Origin of the sequence: Mesorhizobium erdmanii (genome assembly GCF_013170725.1) — a bacterium.
GTDB lineage: Bacteria > Pseudomonadota > Alphaproteobacteria > Rhizobiales > Rhizobiaceae > Mesorhizobium > Mesorhizobium erdmanii.
Window position 1 is genome coordinate 5,598,777 of sequence record NZ_CP033361.1, and the last position, 18,328, is coordinate 5,617,104.

Below are 18,328 nucleotides of genomic sequence, written 5' to 3' on the forward strand. Positions count from 1 at the left end.
CAGGACCTTACCTCGGAAAAAGACTCGGCAGCGGCATATGCGCCTTGACGATGGGGGACTTCAGCACGACGAACGAGAAATACTTGTCGATGCCGATATCCATGTCGGTCAGCCGTTCCATGATGGTCTGGTATTCGCCGATGCCGGCGGTCACGAATTTCATCAGGTAGTCGTAGCCGCCCGACACGAGGTGGCATTCGATGACCTGCTCTATCTTCTCCACAACGGCGAGGAAGCGGGCGAAATCCACCTGACGATGGTTCTTCAAGGTGATTTCGGTGAAGACGGTCAGCGCCTGGCCGAGCTTGCCGAGATTGATCTGCGCGGAATACCCTTCAATATAGCCCTCGGACTGGAGTCTCTTGACCCGCATCAAGCACGGGCTTGGCGACAGATGCACAAGATCGGCCAGCTCCACGTTGGTAATGCGGCCATTCTTCTGCAATTCGTGAAGAATCTTGATGTCGATCCGATCCAGTTTCATGACCGTCTCCGCAGAACGCATGCCGCAGCACAAAATGCTGCCGTACCAATAGCCGTAGACACTATCACAGCCCGCTGGCCTGTCCATCCGGGCGGACATCGCTTTGAAACGCAGTGTCTCCCGATTTAAGCCGGGCCGCCGGAATAAAATTCTGCTTCGGCTTCAACTCCAGCAGCGGCTGCCTGCGCAACACGCTAGATTGGCGCTTCAGGATAGAGGGACCATGCGCGCGCCGTTGCAGCAAATCGAGACGTCCAGTGAGCTGCCGCAATCCGCGGATGCGGTGGTGATCGGCGGCGGCGTCGTCGGCGTCTTCACAGCCTACTATCTTGCCAGGCGCGGTATGAAGGTCGCGCTTGTCGAGAAGGGGCGCATCGGCGCCGAGCAGTCCTCCAGGAACTGGGGATGGTGCCGCCAGCAGAACCGCGACGCCCGCGAACTGCCGATGGCGACCCGCAGCCTCGATCTGTGGGACAGCTTCGCAACGGAAACCGGTGAAGACACCGGCTTTCGCCGCTGCGGCCTGCTCTATCTCAGCAACGACGAGGCGGAACTGGACGGCTGGGCGCGCTGGCGTGACTTTGCCACGCCGGCCGGCGTCACCACACACATGCTTGACAGCGCCGAGGCTAGCGAGCGGGGCCGCGCCACGGGCCAAACCTGGAAGGGCGGCGTCTCCTCGCCGACCGACGGCACAGCCGACCCGTCGCGGGCCGCTCCTTCTGTCGCCCGTGCCATCCTCAAGCTCGGCGGCTCCGTACACCAGAATTGCGCCGCGCGCGGTATCGAGACCGAGGGCGGGCGCCTGAGCGGCGTGGTGACGGAAAGCGGCACGATCCGGACGAAGGTAGCGGTCCTGGCGGGCGGCGCCTGGGCGTCCTCCTTTTGCCATCAGTTCGGCTTCCGCTTCCCGCAAGCATCGGTGCGCTCCTCCATCCTGTCTGTCTCGCCCGGCGCAGAGGGCCTGCCGGATGCGCTGCACACGGCAAGGATCTCGGCCACGCGTCGCGGCGACGGCGGTTACACGCTTGCCATAAGCGGGCGCGGCCGCGTCGACGTCACGCCGCAGCAGCTGCGCTTCTCCTCGCAATTCGTGCCCATGTTCCTGAAGCGGTGGCAAAGCTTGGCGCCCGGCGGCCTGCAAGGCATGCGCTCGGGCCACGAAACGCTTCGACACTGGCGGCTCGACCAGCCGACGCCGATGGAGCGGATGCGCATCCTCGACCCAATCCCGGACCGGGCGACCATTCGCCTGACCCACGCCCGCGCCCTCGAACTGCTGCCCGACCTCCGAAAGACGACGGTCAGCGCGGCCTGGGCCGGCTACATCGACAGCACGCCGGACGGCGTGCCCGCCATCGGCGAGATAACCACCCTTCCTGGTTTCTTCCTGGCTGCGGGATTTTCGGGGCACGGCTTCGGCATCGGGCCTGGCGCCGGGCACCTCGTCGCGGACCTGGTGACCGGGTCGGAACCGATCGTCGATCCGACATCCTATGATCCCCGGCGCTTCGATGCTTCGGCCTGGGGAAAGGTCGCCGATTTCTAGGATGTGATCGTCATTCATGCACGGCCTCAGCCATCCCGCAGAAAAGCGCTGATAGGAGCGGGCCTGGCAGGGGCCTGTGCGCGAAACCGGCCGACGGTGTCGGGCGTGCAGCCTGCTTGCGCCGCAACAAGCTCAACGGCAGCCAAAAGGCAGTAACGCCCCTGGCAACGGCCCATGCCGGCGCGCGAGAGCGACTTAACCCTGTTGGCCTCGCCGCCACCGAGACCCACGCTTCGGCGTACATCTCCGGCACTCACATTCTCGCAGCGGCAGACGATCGCATCGTCGGGGAGTGCCCGCGCCATCGACGCCGGCCAGGGAAAGGCGCAAGCCAGGCCGCGGGCAAAGCGCGCGAGCCGGGCGAGCTTGCGCAGATCAGCCGCGGTGGAGGGCGCCGGATGTCCGAGATCGGCAAGGCATGCCGCCGCCGCGAGACGCCCAGCGATCTCCGCGCCGTCCGCTCCCAGAAGGCGAACCCCATCGCCGGCAAGGTAGACGCCATTGCCGGCCCGACCCATTTCGTCGGTCTTTGGCAGCCATTGCCGCCACTGTTCGTCATAGGTGAAGGCGCATCCCACGAGGTCGGCCAAGTGGGCCTCTGCCCGCAGGTGCCAGCCCATGCCGACCATGTCGCATGGGGACAGCCGCTGCCTTCCGCCGGCGTCGCGCCAGCGCATTGCTGTGACACCCTTCCCGTCGGCCTCGATTCGTTCGAGCGTCACGCCCGCATGGTAGCGGCGGCCGAGCCTCGCCCGCAGGGCCAGGCCGCGCAGCGCGACCAATGGCCGAGCGGCAATTCCCCCGAGCCCCCGCATCTGCTGGCGCCAGGGCGATGTGTCGAGCACCGCCGCCACATCCGCTCCAGCCTTGACAAGCTGGGCGCCGACCAGCGTCAGCAGAGGTCCCGATCCGATCAGGACGATCCGCCGCCCGAGCGCCACGCCCTGCGCCTTGAGCGCGATCTGGGCCGCGCCAAGGCTGTAAACGCCGGCACTCTGCCAGCCCGGGACGGGAGTGACGCGGTCGGATGCGCCCGTGGCGAGGATCAGACGGTCGTAGCTGATCATCTGCACGCCACCCTCCCCCAGCACGTGCAGCCGACCCTCATGCACGGCGATGACCGAACTCGCCGCGCGATGGGTGAGCCGCCCCTCTGCCGCCAGCTGGTCGAACAGCGCATGCAGCGCGCGCGCCTTCGCCGCTTCCGATCCGTAGAGCTGCTCTGGCGTTCGGACGAAGCCGGCCGGCGGGCGGCGATAGATCTGCCCGCCGGCGCGATTGCCTTCGTCGATCACCACCGGGTGGAGCCCAGCCTCCACAAGCGTCGCGGCGGCCCTTATGCCAGCCGGGCCGGCGCCCACGACCACGACCGGCGGCGGTGAGGTCTCGCTCACGGCCAGTTCTCCGGTGGCGTCGTGCGCAGTTTCATACCTTCGATGACAAACGCCGAGCACGCCCGCAGGCGCGGTCCCTCGTCCTGCCACACCCAGCAATCCTGGCAGGCTCCCATCAAACAGAAGCCCGCGCGCGGCTCGGGTCCGAACTCGGAGCTTCGCAGCGCGTGTCCGGAACCCAGCATGGCGGTCAGCAGGGTGTCGCCCGCAAGCGCAGGGCGCTTCTCCCCATCGAGAAAGAAATGCAGCTGCGCCCGGTCACGTTCGGCCAACCGGACGATCCGGCCGGCGGTGATCATTCCGCGGCCTCTTGCGCGGGTTGAGAACGCGGCAGTTCAGGGAACCGTTTGCAGACCGCATCAAACGCCGCCTGGACGCCTTCCGGCCCCGAGCGCCCTTTCATGCGACGGAATATCTCCGTCTTGGCGAAGAACCGCCAGTGGATCGGCAAATCCCTCAGTATAGCGGAGAGCCGGTCATAGGCTGCTGGCGTCCATTGCGCTTCGTAGCCTTCGCGCTCCGGACCGAAATGGAAATGGCCGGTAGCCGGCCGCTGCCGTGCGCGCACCTCTTCCGTCGCCTGCTCGTCGACCTCGCCGTCGTGGATGACGACGCCATAGTCGCGCTCGGCCGATGCCACGGAGACATAGCCGCGCCGAACGTCCTGCGCGACCCGCCAAGGCTCGCGTTGATGCGGATCGCCACGCCCGCCGCCTCCCGCGGAGCGGATGTCGAGCACGTCGCCGGGCTGCAGTACCGCGGTGTCGATGTTGCCCAGCCGCCTCTCATGTTCGGTCCCAGGATTGACGATCATGTCCGACAGGCCGGCCGCCTTGCCGCCCAGCACGCCCCAGGGACGAAAGAAGCTGCGGTCGCGGTTGCGCGCCGTGATCCTGGAATCGGGGGCGAAGACACGGAAGGCCATCTCGGTCGCCAGCCCACCGCGCCAGCGGCCGGCTCCGCCACTATCCCGGGCGAGCCCGTATTTCAGGAATTCGACCGGGGTCTCGGTTTCGGTGATCTCGATCGGCGTGTTCTTGAGATAGGCGGCATCGGCGCCCGATCCGTTGGTCCCGTCGCGATGCGGCATCGCGCCGCCGCCCCCTACCACCGGGTTGACCGCCGCGATGACGGTCTGGCTGGTGCGCTCGTCCGTCGTCATGACGTTGACGATGCAGTTGTTGCCAGCCGGTGCCGCCGGCAGGCGTGCCGGCACCGCTTGCGAAAAGGCGCCGAAGATGACCGACCGCAGGCGGGCGCAGGTGAGCGAACGCATGCCCACGGCAGCGGGATAGACCGGATTCAGCACAGAACCATGAGGGGTAATGCAGGTGAAGGGCCGGGTGAGGCCCGTGTTGAGCAGGATCTTCGGGTTGAGCGTATAGAGCACATAGTAGACGCCGACGAGCAGGATGGTGTGGCGTGGGTCACTGCCGGTGGGCACGTTGAGTGAGGAGCCTAGCTGCGGATCTGAACCGGTGAAGTCGAGCACCGCCTCGTCGCCCCTGATCGTCAGCGTCAACTTCAGCCGGCAGGGATTGGCTTCGACCGAATCCTCGTCGGCATAGTCGGCGAACTCCCATGTGCCGTCTGGCATGGAGCGCAGCACGTCGCGTGCCTGCGCCTCCGCATGGTCTAGAAGAGCCGCAACGCCATCCACGAAGCCGGTCTTGCCGAACTTCCGCACCATTGCCTGGATCTTGCGCTCGCCGGTGTTGAGCGCGCCGACCAACGCCTTGATATCGCCGATGTTGAGGTCGGGCTTGCGCACATTGGTGCTCATGATCCGCAGGATCATCTCGTCGAACACGCCTTCGTTCACGAGCTTCATGGGAGGAAAGCGGATGCCTTCCTGATGGATTTCGGTCAGCGCCCGGCTGAGAGAAGCGGGCACCGCCCCGCCCATGTCGGTGTTGTGGATGTGCCCTCCGGTCCAGGCGATGATCTCGCCATCGACGAAGACCGGCTTCCACAAATGCGTGTCGGGCGCGTGGGTGGCAACGTAGCCGGAATAGGGATCGTTGGTGAAGGCAACGTCTCCAGGCCGGTAGTCGTCCACCATCGCGATCGCGCGGTGATACGAAACACCGGGATGCCAGGTGGTGCCGAGTTCCATTGGGACGGCGAAGGTCGCGCCGGAGCGGTCCAGCAGCATCACCGTGAAGTCCTGCGTTTCCTTGACAAAGGCGGAGTGCGCGGTGCGGTGCAGCGTGTGGGCCATATTTTCGGCGGCTGCGCGGGCGTGGTTCGCCAGAACCTGAAGGTTTGTTCGGTCGAACATGGCGTCACTCCCCGAAGGTCAGAAGAAGGTTGAGATGGCGATCGACGCGTGCCTGCGTTCCGATCGGGATCGCGAAGGTGGTGTCTTCCTGCACCACCACGGCAGGCCCGTGGAACACGCTGCCCGGCACGAGCGCCTGCCGGTCGTGGAGGTCGACGGTCTCGACCCTCTCGCCGGTGTAGACCGGGAGCCGCCGCGCTGGAATGGCCCGGGCGTCCTTCTCGTCGATCTCGGGGAAGGACAATGCCGGACCGGCGCCTACGGCGGACAGCCTGGCGTTGACGAGTTCGATCTCGCCCTCCGGGTCGTGGAAGTCGTAGAGGCGCTCATGCGTGAGGTGGAAGGCCTGCGCGATGGCGGCCGCGTCGCCTTCCACGAGCCATTCCGGCGAAACGACGACCTCGATCTCATAGCTTTGCCCGACGTATCGCATGTCGCAGGAGAGACTGAGTTCCGCCGCCGCGTCGTGCCCCTGTGCCGCCAGCCAGTCACGACCTTCCCGCGCGAGAGCCTCGAAGGCGCTGTGAATTCCTGGAAGTGACGCATCCGACAGTGGAGCGAAGATGGTGCGTATGAAGTCTCCGCGAAGATCCGCCACCAGCCCGCCCAGCGCCGACACCACACCGGGGCGACGGGGCGCCATGAGGCGCTTCATCCCGAGTTCGCGGGCAAGGAAGGCGCCGAGCATAGGCCCGCCGCCGCCGAAAGGCATCAGCGTGAAGTCCCGCAAGTCCACGCCTGCGCGCGAGGCGAGTTTCTCAACCTCGACGAACATTTCAGACACCGCAATGTCCAGGATCGCCTGCGCGGTCTGCTCAACCGTGCGACCGAGTCGGGTGGCGAGGTCGCCGACCGCGCGATGGGCCAACACGACATCGATCTTGAGCTGGCCGTAGGCCATCTCGGTGTGGCCGAGCCATCCACACACCACCATGGCGTCCGTCACCGTAGCACGCTGGCCGCCACGGCCGTAGCATGCAGGCCCAGGCGTCGAGCCGGCCGACTCCGGCCCCACCCGAAGCACCCCTTGAGCGTCGACGCTGGCGATAGAGCCGCCGCCGACGCCGATCGAGCTCACCGAGACGGAAGGAATGTGGAGCGGAAATTCGCCGATCAGCTCACCGGTGCCGAACTGCGGCTCACCGCCGATGATGAGCGCGAAATCGGCCGAGGTCCCGCCGATATCGAGGGTCAGGATCTTACCCTCGCCTGCCCGACGCGCCAGCCACGAGGCGCCGATGACGCCGGAGGCCGTTCCCGACAGAAGCATGTTTACGCAGGCGTGCTTGCCTTCGGCAGCGTTCATCAACCCGCCGTTGGATTTCGTCAGCATCGGGCGGGCTGGCACGCCGCTTCCTTTCAGCCGCTCTTCCAGCGCCGTCAGATAGCCCGAGACGCGCGGATGGACGTAGCCGTTGAGAATGGCGGTCGAGCTGCGCTCGTATTCGCGGATGACGGGCCACACCTCGGCCGAGGAGAAGACGAAGAGTTCGGGCGCAAGACGCGCGATCGCCGCCTTCACCGAAGCCTCCTGTGCACCGTTGCGCCAGGAATGGATGAAGGACACGATGATCCCTTGTGCCCCGGTCGCTTTCGCCGTCGCGACTGCCCTTTCCACGGCGTCCATGTCAGGCGCCTGGGATTCGCTGCCATCGGCGCGCATGCGAACCGGAATGCCGAAGACCATGTCTCGCGGGATCAGCGGCTCCGGCCGCGTGCAGAACAGCGAATACATGTCCGGCATGCGAAGCCGTGCAAGTTCGATCACGTCCTCGAAGCCGGCATTGGTGAATAGCGCCAGCTGCGCGCCCTTGCGCTGGATGATCGTGTTGATGCCAACGGTCGTGCCATGCACGAAGCGCGTCATACGGGTCGGATCGAAGCCTTCTCGCTCGCCCAGAAGGGCAAGACCCGTCATCAGCTCGGCACCTGGATCTTCCGGCGTCGTCAGCACTTTCAGCGAGGCGACCCGCCCGGAATTGGTCTCGAGCGCACAGAAATCGATGAAGGTGCCTCCGATATCGACGCCGACCTTCCAGTCGGCTCCGTCCTGCGCCACATTCGCCGCGATGGCACCATCCATGATGCGTCCCTTCCTGTCTGCCACCTGAATGCTGGCACGACCCGATGGGACAGGTCCAAGACGCATGATGAGCAAGGATATAAGTCTTGCTTATGCGCTTGCGCGATGTTCTCCGAGAATTGCGTAACAGGCCGCACGGATTTCATCGCGCATCATCTCATCCGCCCGTGAAAGCGCTCTCGTGCGCGAGGTAAGAAGCGCGATCGGAGATTCCGGTCCCGCCGCTAGCGGCCTGACCGCGAGCCCGGAAAACTGCTGCCAAGGCAACAGCGCATCGACCAGAGCAATACCCAGACCGGCCTGGACGAAGCCGATTGCGGAAATCGAGACGTCGATCTCGAGCGATGGCGAAAGTGTGAGACCCTGCGCGCGCGCCGCCTGGGCCAGTTCCTCGGCAGGGCGCGTGTTTCCACGATAGGATATCAGCTCTTCCCGGACGAGATCGGCGAGCGTCAGCTCGATTTTCCTTTGCAAAGCGTGCCCGGCGGGCAGCAGGCATGCAAAGCCGACACTGCCGATCACCTCTGCCTCGATGTCGGGAGGCAGGCGGTCGTCCATGGCCACGCCGAGGCTGGCGTCACCCGCGCGCAGCATGTCTACGATCGCGGCGATCGGCGCACTATGGGAACGCAGCAAAATATCGGGATGCTGGGCCCGGAAGTTGGTGAAGGCGCGCGGCAGTATTGCCATGGCTGGCGGCGGTGAGGCCGCAACCCGCACCAGCCCAGTCCTGCCCAGCCGAAGGTCGGTGGTCTTGCGGCGTAGTCCTTCGAGCCCCGCCGACAGCCTCTCGGCATCCGGGAAAATCTCGAGCGCGTCCGGAGTCGGGCGCAGCCTGCCCTTCACCCGCTCGAACAGCGCGAAACCGAGTTCGTCCTCGGTGTGAAGCAGGATCTGGCTGAGCGCCGGCTGGGAAATGTTCAGCATCCGAGCCGCGGCTGTCACGGTGCCGGCGCGCATGACGGCGATGAACACTTCCAGCTGCCGGGCCCGCATTGCTACTCCATAGGTACAACTTATGACTCTGGTTCAAACCTGTCTTTGACGCAAGGCCGCGGCGCGGACAAGATTGGCGTATTCAAGGATCATCCCTGCTCGAGGATTGACTATGGATGTGATCGTGCTCGGCGGCGGACTGATGGGGACGGCCTCGGCCTATTTCCTCGCCAGGCGCGGCGCGCGGGTGACGCTGATCGAGCGCAATCGGATCGGCACCGGAGCGACTGTTGCCTCCTTTGGCAACATCCGGCGCACGGGTCGCCATCTATCCCAGCTTCCGCTGGCGCATCGCTCGCTCAGGCTGTGGAACGAGGCTGAGAAAATGCTCGGCCGGGACGTGGAATTCCGCGCCACCGGTCATATCCGGCTGATCTTCGACGACGGCAGTCTCGCCGACATGCGGGCCTATGCGGAGGCGGCGCGAGCCTGGGGCCTTTACCTCGAGGAACTCACTTCGCGCGACATTCATGCCCGTTTTCCGGGTCTCGGTCCGGGAGCCATCGCCGCGTCGTTCTCGCCGCACGACGGCAGCGGCAATCCGCGGCTGATCGCGCCGGCCTTCGCCGACGCCGCCCGGAGGCTCGGCGTGGAAATCGTCGAGGGAGCCGAGGTCGCGGCGATCAGGCATACAGGTCCCGATTTCCTTGTCACCACTTCAAAAGGTTCATTCACCGCCGAGTGTTTGCTCAACACAGCTGGCGCCTGGGGCGCGCGCATCGCCGCGCAGTTCGGTGAGGAGGTTCCACTCGATGCCCGTGGCCCGCAGATGGGGGTGACCGAGCCGCTGCCCTATCGAATACCGCCGGTGGTTGGCATCTGGACGCGCGACAAGGACCATGGCGCCTATCTGCGTCAGGTCGAGAGGGGCAACATCGTCTTCGGCGGAGCCGCTGAAAGGGTGGCGGTGGACCTCGACCCAGGTCACGCGGTTGCCGACCCCACGCGGCTGACGACGCAGTTGCGGGCCGTCGCGCGGCTGCTGCCGGCAATCGCCCAGGTGGCAGTCATCCGAACCTGGTCCGGCTGCGAGGGCTATGTTCGGGACATGTTGCCCGTCATGGGACGCTCGATGACGACGCCTGGCCTGTTCCATGCCTTCGGCTTTAGCGGACACGGCTTCCAGCTCGGTCCAGGTGTTGGCGACGCCATGGCCGAGCTCATTGCGACCGGCTGTTGCGAAACGCCGCTCGATGACTTCAGGATCGATCGCTTCGGCCGCGCGGTCTAACGCATGTCGCCCAGAAGTGTGCAGCGGTTCTGGGGGCGGGGCATTTCACTGACGCCATGGAGGTGGGTTCAGGCTATCCCTAAGCGCTTGCAGAAACTTATTCGTCCGACTGCTGCGTCCATGGCGGGCATGGAGCAGTGCAACCACGTCAGCCTGTGGGGACGACCAGTATGGGAGAATAGCCTGCAATCTTCCTGCTGCCAGATCATCAGCCACATCCCACTCGCTTCGTACCATGACTCCCAGGCCGGCGAGCGCCCAGTCGCGGACGATCTCGCCATCATTGCTCGACATGGACGGCTTGACCCGAACGGTGGTGTTGCCATGCTTGGAATGGGCAAAGCGCCAAAGCGTTACGTCTTCGTTGTTTTCTCGAAGGGCGAGGCATCGATGCAGGACAAGCTCACCTGGCTTGAGGATAGGCAAACTATGCCGCAGATAGCCGGGGGATGCACAAAGAACACGCTGGTTCGGCGCGAGCGTGGTTACCGGGCGATCGCTCTCCGGCAGTGATCCTATGTGCACCACGATGTCCCAGCTTTCGGACATCTGTCGTATCGGGCTCTCGAAGAGTTCTAATGTGACCGATACCGCAGGATGCTTGCTCGCGAATTCCTGTACGATCGGTGCGATATATCGCCTTCCAAAGCCATAGGGCGCGGCAACACGCAAATGGCCCCGCACCTGGCTGGTTCGGCTGGCCAGTCGCTCCGACAGATCGTCAACGGCTGCGATGATCGTAGCTCCCTCCGAAGCCACCAGTTCGCCCTCATCCGTAAGGCTGAGGCCGCGTGACGTTCGCTCGATGAGTTTAACCCCGACGCGGCCCTCGAGTGCCCGCAGGCGCTGTGTCACCGCCGGAGGCGTCACATCGAGCCTGCGTGCAGCTTCCGCGAGCGAGGGCGCGGTCGCAACGACATGGAAGAAGGTCAGATCGTCCGTCGATATCATTAAGCCATACCTTAATCGATGATGAAGATTGGATTAATTGCGATATTCATGTCGTGGCATATTCTCCCTAATCAGGCAACGGCGCCGAAAGGGCAGCCTGACACGCCGCCGCTGTCTGGTCTGCGAACGGAGAAAGCGAATCGATGGAAATGCCGCGATGCGATCTGCTTTATCTGGAAGGCGGCTGGAGACTGCCTGCAAAGCCAGCCGCGGCGATCCCAATTATCAGCCCGGTGACGGAAGGGGTGATTGGATCTGTCGCTCGAGGCAGCGGATTGGACGTCGATATTGCCGTTGCCGCTGCCCGCGGCGCGTTTGCGTCATTCGCAGCGACATCACCGTCCGAGCGCATCGATTTGCTCAAGCGGATTCTCACTCTCCTCGAAGAGCGATTTGAGTATCTGGCACAGGCAATATGCCACGAGATGGGATCGGCCATCGCCTTTGTCCGCTCCTCGCAGGTTCCTTTCGGGCTGGCGCATATCCGCGCCGCGATCGAGGTGCTGGAAGATTACAGCTTCATCAAGAAGCAGGGCACGACCGCGATCGCCAAGGAAGCGATAGGCGTCTGCGGTCTCATCACACCATGGAATTGGCCGCTTTATCAGATCACAGCCAAGGTTGCCCCGGCGCTCGCCGCCGGCTGCACCATCGTCCTCAAGCCCAGTGAACTTTCGCCGTTCAGCGCCCACCTGTTCGCGCAGATCATGCATGATGCCGGAACGCCGCCGGGTGTTTTTAATATGGTGACCGGCACGGGGGAAGATGTTGGCGCAGCGCTCGCGTCACATTCCGACATCGACATGATCTCGATTACAGGATCGACACGCGCCGGCGTGCTGGTGGCGCAGGCCGCGGCGCCCACGGTCAAGCGCGTAACCCAGGAGTTGGGAGGCAAGTCACCCAACATTCTGCTGGACGACGCAGATTGGGGGCGCGTCGTGCCTCTCGGGGTAGCCGCCGCGTTTCGCAATGTCGGCCAGTCGTGTAGCGCCCCCACGCGAATGCTCGTACCCGCCAAGAGACTGCGGGAGGTGGAAGAACTGGCGGCGTCGGCTGCGGCTGCCATGACTATCGGCGACCCGCTCAACGAGGCGACCGTCCTTGGTCCGCTCGCCAATCGTAACCAGTTCGACAAAGTGCAGGACATGATACGCATCGGGATTGCCGAAGGCGCCAAGCTCGTCTGCGGCGGCCCTGGACGACCTGAAGATCTGTCGAAGGGCTATTTCGTCGAGCCGACCGTCTTCTCCGAAGTGCGGTCGGAAATGTGTATCGCCCAGGAAGAGATCTTCGGACCGGTGCTGTGCCTCATCCCCTATCAGGATGAGGATGAGGCAATCCGCATCGCCAATGACACTGTCTATGGTCTGGGTTCCCATGTTCAATCCGGCGATATCGATCGCGCGCGTCGCGTTGCGGGAAAAATTCGCGCCGGCCAAGTGCATATCAACCATCCCGCATGGGACGGTTTTGCGGCTTTTGGAGGGTACAAGCAGTCGGGCAATGGTCGGGAATATGGCGTCTTTGGGCTCGAGGAGTATCTCGAGACCAAAGCCATCCTGGGATTTTTTCCGGGATGAGCGGCCCGATTTTTTTCAGCTGCCGGTCTCGCGCGGCTCGCCTTTCGAGGGCCCACGCAAATGATCATCAAAATAGACGCAAGGAAGCTGGCGGTGAGTGAGGTAGAAACCTTGGACCAAGTGCAGCATGAGAGGGCCGCCAGACGTCTCGGCGATCTGGAAACGCCCTGCCTAATCCTCGACGCCGATCGTATGGATCGCAACATCGTTCGACTCCGCGAACGGCTCGCACCTCTTGGTGTGTCACTGCGCCCGCATCTCAAGACCGCAAAGTCAATCGAGGTGGCCCGCCGCGTCATGGCCACCAGAGAGGGACCGGCGACCGTCTCCACGCTCAGGGAAGCGCGGCTCTTCGCAAATGCCGGTGTCCGGGACATCATCTATGCCGTGGGCATCGCACCATGGAAGCTGGCCAAGGTGATCGAGCTGCGGAGGCAGGGCGTCGACCTTGCCGTGGTTCTCGACACGGTCGAACAGGCCCAAGCCGTCGCCGCGACATCGCGAGAAACCGGCTTAGCCATCCCCGCCCTGATCGAAATCGACTGCGACGGTCACCGATCCGGCGTCCTGCCAAACGACCGGGATCGGCTGGTTGCAATCGGCAGAGCCTTGATCGACGGGGGAGAGTTGCGCGGCGTTCTCACCCATGCCGGCGGCAGTTATGCGGCGCGAGGAGACGAGGCGCTGCGGCGCTGCGCAGAGGAAGAGCGGCATGCCGCCGTCGCCGCAGCCACCATTCTGCGCGATGCGGGCCTGCCCTGCCCCGTCGTCAGCGTCGGTTCGACACCGACCGCGCATCGTGCAGGGGACCTGAGCGGCGTGACCGAAGTCCGTGCGGGCGTGTTCGTGTTCTTCGACCTTGTGATGGCTGGCATTGGCATCTGCCAGATTGACGATATTGCGATCTCCGTGCTGGCGACCGTCATCGGCCATCAGCGCGAAAAGGGCTGGATACTGGTCGACGCCGGGTGGATGGCCATGTCGCAGGATCGCGGAACCTCCAGGCAGGAGGTCAATCAGGGCTATGGCGTCGTCTGTGACAGCCGTGGCCGGCTGTTTGACAATATTATCCTGGCCGATGCGAACCAAGAGCACGGCATTATCAAGGTGCGCCCAGGCTCCGGCGCGACTTTGCCCGAGCTCAAGATCGGCGAAAGGGTGCGGATTCTACCCAATCACGCTTGCGCGACCGGTGCCCAGCATCGCAGCTATCATGTCGTCCGTAGCGCCTCCGACTTGGTCGAGGGCGAGTGGCAGCGCTTTGGGGGCTGGTATTGAACAGCAAGCCGCAAACCATCCTGGCTGAGGACGCACCAGCGCCGGCGGGCCATTATTCGCAGGCTGTCCGATCGGGGAACAGTCTGTACATTTCAGGCCAGCTTCCGACCAGGGCCGACAAGGCGCCACTCGCTGACACAAGCTTCGAACTCCAGGCGCGCCGGTCTATCGCCAACATGCTGGCGATCCTGGAGGCAGCTGGCGGCAAGCCGGACGACCTCTGCCGGGTGACGGCCTATATCGTCGGCGTGCAGAACTGGCCGGAGTTCAATCGCGTTTACGGGGAAATGCTGGGCGAGGCGCGGCCCGCGCGTACGGTCGTTCCCGTGCCTGAATTGCACTATGGCTATCTGGTTGAAATAGACGCGATCGCGAGCCTCCCTGGCCATGGCTGAACGCGTAAACCCAACAAGGTTCCCAGCTATGTCTCCTGTCGTCCGGTCTGTCTCCAGCGATGAAGCCCTGCCGAAGGCAGTGGACGCTGTGGTCGTAGGCGCAGGAATCGTCGGCACCGCCTCCGCCTATTTTCTTGCAAAGCGTGGGCTCTCCGTAGCGCTGCTCGAGAAAGGTCACGTCGCGTGTGAGCAATCGAGCCGCACCTGGGGCTGGTGTCGGCAGCAGAACCGCGATCCTCGCGAAATGCCTCTGTCGCTCATTTCCATGCGGCTGTGGGCCAGTTTGGCGACCGACATAGGGCAGGATCTGGGCTTCCGCCGCACAGGCCTCATCTACACGACGGATAATGCCGCGATGCTGGCTGGCTGGGAAGCCTGGAGGTCAACGGCGAGAGAGTTCGGCGTCGAAACCCATATGCTGAGTGCGGCTGAAGCCGGAAACCGAATTCCCGAAACAAGACGCAAATGGTTGGGTGGATTGCACTCTGTCGCGGACGGCAAGGCCGAGCCCGCTATCGCCGCGCCGGCGCTAGCGGAAGGCGCCCGCGCGCTGGGCGCGACAATCCATCAGAACTGCGCCGCACGCGGCCTGGATGTCGCCAACGGCCGGGTAACGGGGATACATACGGAGAAGGGCTACATCCGTGCCGATGCCGTGCTGTGCGCCGCCGGTGCCTGGGCCTCTGGCTTCCTGGGTCGTCATGGAATCGTCTTCCCGCAGGCGAGCGTGCGGCAAACCGTCGTACGCACGAAGCGGACGGTCAATGTCGGCGAGGTGCTCTATAGTCCCGATTTCGCGATGACCCGGCGGCTTGACGGCAGCTATACCATGGCGATCAGCGGCCGGGCCTCGCTGGAGGTGACGCCGCAGGGCCTCCGCTTCGCGCGTGAGTTCTTGCCGCAATTCATCAAACGCCTGAAGGCAGTGCAGATGGGACTCGGCAGGTCGTTTTTCGCCGGTCCCGAGTCCCTGGGCGCGCGCTTGGGGAAGGATCCGACGATTTTCGAGCGCAATCGCGTTCTCGATCCGGCTCCAAACCGACGGCTGGTCAATGCGATCATGGACAATGTGCGTGGCACATTTCCCCAACTGGCAAGCCTCGAAATCGATCACGCGTGGGGTGCCTACGTCGACTGCACGCCTGATGCGGTGCCGGTGGTGTCCGGGATCGAAGCGTTGGGAGGGCTCTATCTGGCAGCGGGCTGCTCCGGTCACGGCTTCGGCCTTGGCCCAGGCCTAGGTTATCTTGCCGCGGAATTGATCACCAACGAGACGCCAAGCGTCGATCCGACTCCCTTCCAGCTCGCGCGACTGACCAATGGCTCGAAGATAAAGGTCGGACCAATTTAACGCCTCGCCCCAAGCGGCCGATCTTGCTACATGCAAAGCGCCAGCGCGCTAGAACCAATCGGCGCTCAAACATTCCGCCCTGAAGCGGCCGTTGAAGGCTTAATGTAGCGTTGTCCGTTGGCTTTCCCGGTCGCGAGAAGTCGAGCGTGACACCCGGCAGGTAGCGCCGCTGGTACGTCTCGAACGGCATGAGACCGTCTGTCCAAAGGTTGGTGCCTCGCCGCGTGTCATCTCCGTCAAGGATGTGCTCGTACTGATACGCTGCAAGCCCCGTATAGCGTGAATGCTGCACCGGTTTCGGCGCTCAAGCGTTGAAACCAGAATTTGTCCGTTACGCTCGCCCCATCAGCCCAAGTCGCGTTGGCTGGCCTGCTGCCGGTTTTTCGGACACGCAGTTAAGCTAGCATAGCTTGCTCCTCGAACTCGACGGGGCTCAGATAGCCCAGTGTCGAGTGCCTTCGCCGAGGGTTGTAGAAGCGCCGATGTAATCGAGCACATCCGCCCTGGCGTCATCCCTCGTTCTGTAGACTTTGCGGGCTGTCCGCTCGGTTTTCAGCGACGAGAAGAAGCTCTCCATTGCTGCATTGTCCCAGACGTTGCCCGAACGGCTCATCGAGCGGGTGATGCCGTGGCCGGCCATCAGGCGCTGGAACTGCTCGCTGGTGTATTGGCTGCCCTGGTGGTCCATCAAAAAAGTTACGCTTTTGAATTCAAGGGAAAATCGCCGCAAAATATTAGAGATCTCATCGACTATCGAGAGCAATTGGACGTAGCGCCCGGCAGCGTGCCCGCTTCGCCTTGAAGAGTACCGTCATTGCTCCACCAAGTAGCGTCTTCTTTCGTTTCAGAATCAAACACCATAATTGGCCCGGAGGCATGTCCTAACCTCTGATTTGAATTGAATTTCTCGTGAGCCAAAATCAGAACCTCTTCGTATAGTTTCGAGGTAGCCAAACCAGGCGAACTTAATGGCTACTGAACCTTCATCCGAGCTTGATCCGAAGCAAACTCGGCCAGTTCGTCATTGGCCTCTTGAATGCCGTGCGCAGCCGCTTGTTCGAGCCAACGGCGACCGGCCACGGGATCGTGCTCCCCGGCGAGACCTCGGGAGAGATAGCGGCCGAGCATGAGTTGGGCTTGGCCATGCCCAAGCTCGGCTGCGGCAGCGAACCATTTCTGCGCCATCTTCTGGTCGAACGGAAGGCCCTGGCCAGCTTCACACAGCGCACCAAGCGCAAACATCGCACCGACGTGACCTTCGCCGGCCGCCTGCTCGAACAGTCGCACCGCAGCAGCCGGCGAACTCGTACCTCCGCGCCCGTTGAGCAACATCTCGGCAAGAGCCACTTTTGCGTCGAGCATGCCAGCATCGGCTGCATGGGCAAACCAGACGCGTGCTTGCGGGAGGTCGGCCTCCAGGCCGCGCCCATCCAGCAGCATCCGCGCATACATATATTGCGCCTCCGGCACCCCTTCGGCGGCACGCCTCAGCCAGTGTGCGGCTTGCCCTTCATCCTGCCTGACACCAACGCCCTTGGCGAAGCACAGCCCGAGATTGAACGCCGCGATAAGGTCGCCCGACGACGCGGCCGCCTCGAACCACTCGGCAACGCCTGTGGTGTCGTCAAGCTCGCCGGTCCCTCCGAGGAGGAGATTGGCTAGGTCGACCCGCGCTTCCTGGTTGCCGCTGTCTGCGGAAGCGCGCAACCAGCGCCTCCCTTCTTTGTCATCCTTGGCAACCCCGTTTCCCGTCAGGTAGAGAGAGGCAATTGCGCGAGCAGCGGCCTGGTGACCTGCCTCTGCCGCCCGCAGGTACCAGCTTGCGGCCTCTGCGTAGTTCGGAGGCCGGTCCTTCACATAATGATCGCCGAGGACATAGGCCGCTTCGATGTTACCCGCCAAAGCGGCGCGCCGCATCCAAGCTTCCCCGGCTGCCGCGTCATGGCCGCCGAGTGCACCGTCGATCAGTGCCAAACCAAGCCGGAACTGGGCCGAGGGAAGACCTTTTTCCGCGGCGGTCTGATACAGTCTGGCTGCTGCCGCAGGGTCTTTCGACATGCCCAGCCCGTGCTCGGTTATGACGGCGAGAAGATAGATAGCGGTCGGCAGGCCTGCGTCGGCCGCGCGTCGGATCTCGTTGGCAATCCTGCCCCGCTCGGCGGTCCCGCCACGCCGAGCCAGCGAAAGGGCAAGTCCGAGGCATCCTTCGGCACAACCGGCTGCGGCCGACTGCTCATACCAGTGGTGCGCTGCATCCGCGTCGCGCATCGGTTTGGGACCGTTGGTAAGGATGTAGCCGAGGATTGCCTGACCGCTTGCCGAACCGGCCTCGGCGGCTTTCTTTGCAAAGTCGCGCGCTGCCGCGAAGTCCGCCTCGCCCGAGGAATCTCGATCGAACAAGCGCTCCGACCCAAGGCCTTTGCCATCAGCGTCCGCAGGCACCAGCCCTGTAACGTAAAGTGCTGCGAGAAGCGCCTGCGCATCCGCGCTCCCGCGGTCGGCTGCCCGCCGCAGCCAGCGCGCTCCCTCCATACGGCTAGGCGGCACGCCCGAACCTTCCAGATAGCAACGCGCGACCCGAAATTCCGCGTCGGCTATCCCGGCACGGGCGGCGATGGCCAGGAGCGGAAATGCCTCGGCGTGCTTTCCGATGTCGTAGAGATGGATCGCCCGGCGCAGGGCTGCCGTCGGGTTGACGAGACCGGTCAGCCGATCCAGAATTGTCATCGATCCAAGCCCAGAGCACTCCGTT

The 18,328-nt window shown here is 63.9% G+C and carries 14 protein-coding genes and 2 pseudogenes; 6 read left to right on the forward strand and 10 right to left on the reverse strand.

Going from position 1 to position 18,328, the window contains the following annotated elements; all coding sequences use genetic code 11:
- Nucleotides 1-7: 7 nt before the first annotated feature.
- A complete protein-coding gene (locus EB233_RS27125) occupies nt 8-484 on the reverse strand; it encodes an Lrp/AsnC family transcriptional regulator (RefSeq protein ID WP_027056118.1) in 477 nt (158 codons plus the stop codon).
- Between the two features lie 223 nt (nt 485-707).
- Here EB233_RS27125 and EB233_RS27130 point away from each other — a divergent pair, with 223 nt between their 5' ends.
- Nucleotides 708-2,033, forward strand: coding sequence for an NAD(P)/FAD-dependent oxidoreductase (locus EB233_RS27130; protein ID WP_064987766.1), 1,326 nt, complete (start codon nt 708-710; stop codon nt 2,031-2,033).
- Between the two features lie 26 nt (nt 2,034-2,059).
- On the opposite strand, the gene EB233_RS27135 is transcribed toward EB233_RS27130, so the two are convergent.
- The 5 genes from EB233_RS27135 to EB233_RS27155 form a co-directional block, all read right to left on the reverse strand.
- The gene (locus EB233_RS27135) at nt 2,060-3,427 is read right to left on the reverse strand and encodes an FAD/NAD(P)-dependent oxidoreductase (RefSeq protein WP_064987765.1); all 1,368 of its coding nucleotides are present in this window, start codon (nt 3,425-3,427) and stop codon (nt 2,060-2,062) included.
- Nucleotides 3,424-3,726, reverse strand: coding sequence for a (2Fe-2S)-binding protein (locus EB233_RS27140; protein ID WP_064987764.1), 303 nt, complete (start codon nt 3,724-3,726; stop codon nt 3,424-3,426). Before EB233_RS27140 ends, EB233_RS27135 begins: the two co-directional genes overlap by 4 nt.
- Nucleotides 3,723-5,708 carry a hydantoinase B/oxoprolinase family protein gene (locus EB233_RS27145; protein ID WP_064987763.1) on the reverse strand — a complete coding sequence of 662 codons (1,986 nt, stop codon included), beginning with the start codon at nt 5,706-5,708 and terminating at the stop codon, nt 3,723-3,725. The genes EB233_RS27140 and EB233_RS27145 overlap by 4 nt, the downstream gene beginning before the upstream one ends.
- A 4-nt stretch (nt 5,709-5,712) precedes the next feature.
- Nucleotides 5,713-7,791, reverse strand: a complete 2,079-nt coding sequence (locus EB233_RS27150; protein ID WP_064987762.1) for a hydantoinase/oxoprolinase family protein — start codon at nt 7,789-7,791, stop codon at nt 5,713-5,715.
- Between the two features lie 90 nt (nt 7,792-7,881).
- Nucleotides 7,882-8,787 (reverse strand): LysR family transcriptional regulator, encoded by a 906-nt coding sequence (locus EB233_RS27155; RefSeq protein ID WP_064987761.1) that lies wholly within the window; start codon nt 8,785-8,787, stop codon nt 7,882-7,884.
- Nucleotides 8,788-8,899: 112 nt separating this feature from the next.
- On the opposite strand from EB233_RS27155, the gene EB233_RS27160 reads away from it, so the two are divergent.
- Nucleotides 8,900-10,018, forward strand: a complete 1,119-nt coding sequence (locus EB233_RS27160; RefSeq protein WP_064987760.1) for an NAD(P)/FAD-dependent oxidoreductase — start codon at nt 8,900-8,902, stop codon at nt 10,016-10,018.
- Between the two features lie 45 nt (nt 10,019-10,063).
- Here the strand turns inward: EB233_RS27160 and EB233_RS27165 are convergent, their stop codons facing one another.
- A complete protein-coding gene (locus EB233_RS27165) occupies nt 10,064-10,969 on the reverse strand; it encodes a LysR family transcriptional regulator (RefSeq protein WP_081293905.1) in 906 nt (301 codons plus the stop codon).
- 143 nt (nt 10,970-11,112) lie between these two features.
- Between EB233_RS27165 and EB233_RS27170 the strand changes: the two genes are divergently transcribed.
- Genes EB233_RS27170 through EB233_RS27185 form a run of 4 tightly spaced genes read left to right on the forward strand, consistent with a single transcriptional unit; the run spans nt 11,113 to nt 15,576 of the window.
- Complete coding sequence (locus EB233_RS27170) at nt 11,113-12,552, forward strand: aldehyde dehydrogenase family protein (RefSeq protein ID WP_064987757.1); 1,440 nt, start codon at nt 11,113-11,115, stop codon at nt 12,550-12,552.
- 60 nt (nt 12,553-12,612) lie between these two features.
- Nucleotides 12,613-13,830 (forward strand): DSD1 family PLP-dependent enzyme, encoded by a 1,218-nt coding sequence (locus EB233_RS27175; protein ID WP_081293904.1) that lies wholly within the window; start codon nt 12,613-12,615, stop codon nt 13,828-13,830.
- Nucleotides 13,827-14,225 (forward strand): RidA family protein, encoded by a 399-nt coding sequence (locus tag EB233_RS27180; RefSeq protein ID WP_064987756.1) that lies wholly within the window; start codon nt 13,827-13,829, stop codon nt 14,223-14,225. Before EB233_RS27175 ends, EB233_RS27180 begins: the two co-directional genes overlap by 4 nt.
- Before the next feature lie 28 nt (nt 14,226-14,253).
- Nucleotides 14,254-15,576, forward strand: coding sequence for an NAD(P)/FAD-dependent oxidoreductase (locus tag EB233_RS27185; RefSeq protein ID WP_064987755.1), 1,323 nt, complete (start codon nt 14,254-14,256; stop codon nt 15,574-15,576).
- A 51-nt stretch (nt 15,577-15,627) separates the two neighbouring features.
- On the opposite strand, the pseudogene EB233_RS27190 reads toward EB233_RS27185, so the two are convergent.
- From EB233_RS27190 to EB233_RS27200, 3 genes and pseudogenes are all read right to left on the reverse strand, one after another.
- Nucleotides 15,628-15,739, reverse strand: a pseudogene (locus tag EB233_RS27190) (integrase core domain-containing protein); the annotation flags it as partial.
- A gap of 232 nt (nt 15,740-15,971) precedes the next feature.
- Nucleotides 15,972-16,255 (reverse strand): annotated as a pseudogene (locus tag EB233_RS27195) (integrase core domain-containing protein); the annotation flags it as partial.
- Nucleotides 16,256-16,548: 293 nt separating this feature from the next.
- Nucleotides 16,549-18,303, reverse strand: coding sequence for an SEL1-like repeat protein (locus tag EB233_RS27200; protein ID WP_064987754.1), 1,755 nt, complete (start codon nt 18,301-18,303; stop codon nt 16,549-16,551).
- Between the last annotated feature and the right edge of the window lie 25 nt (nt 18,304-18,328).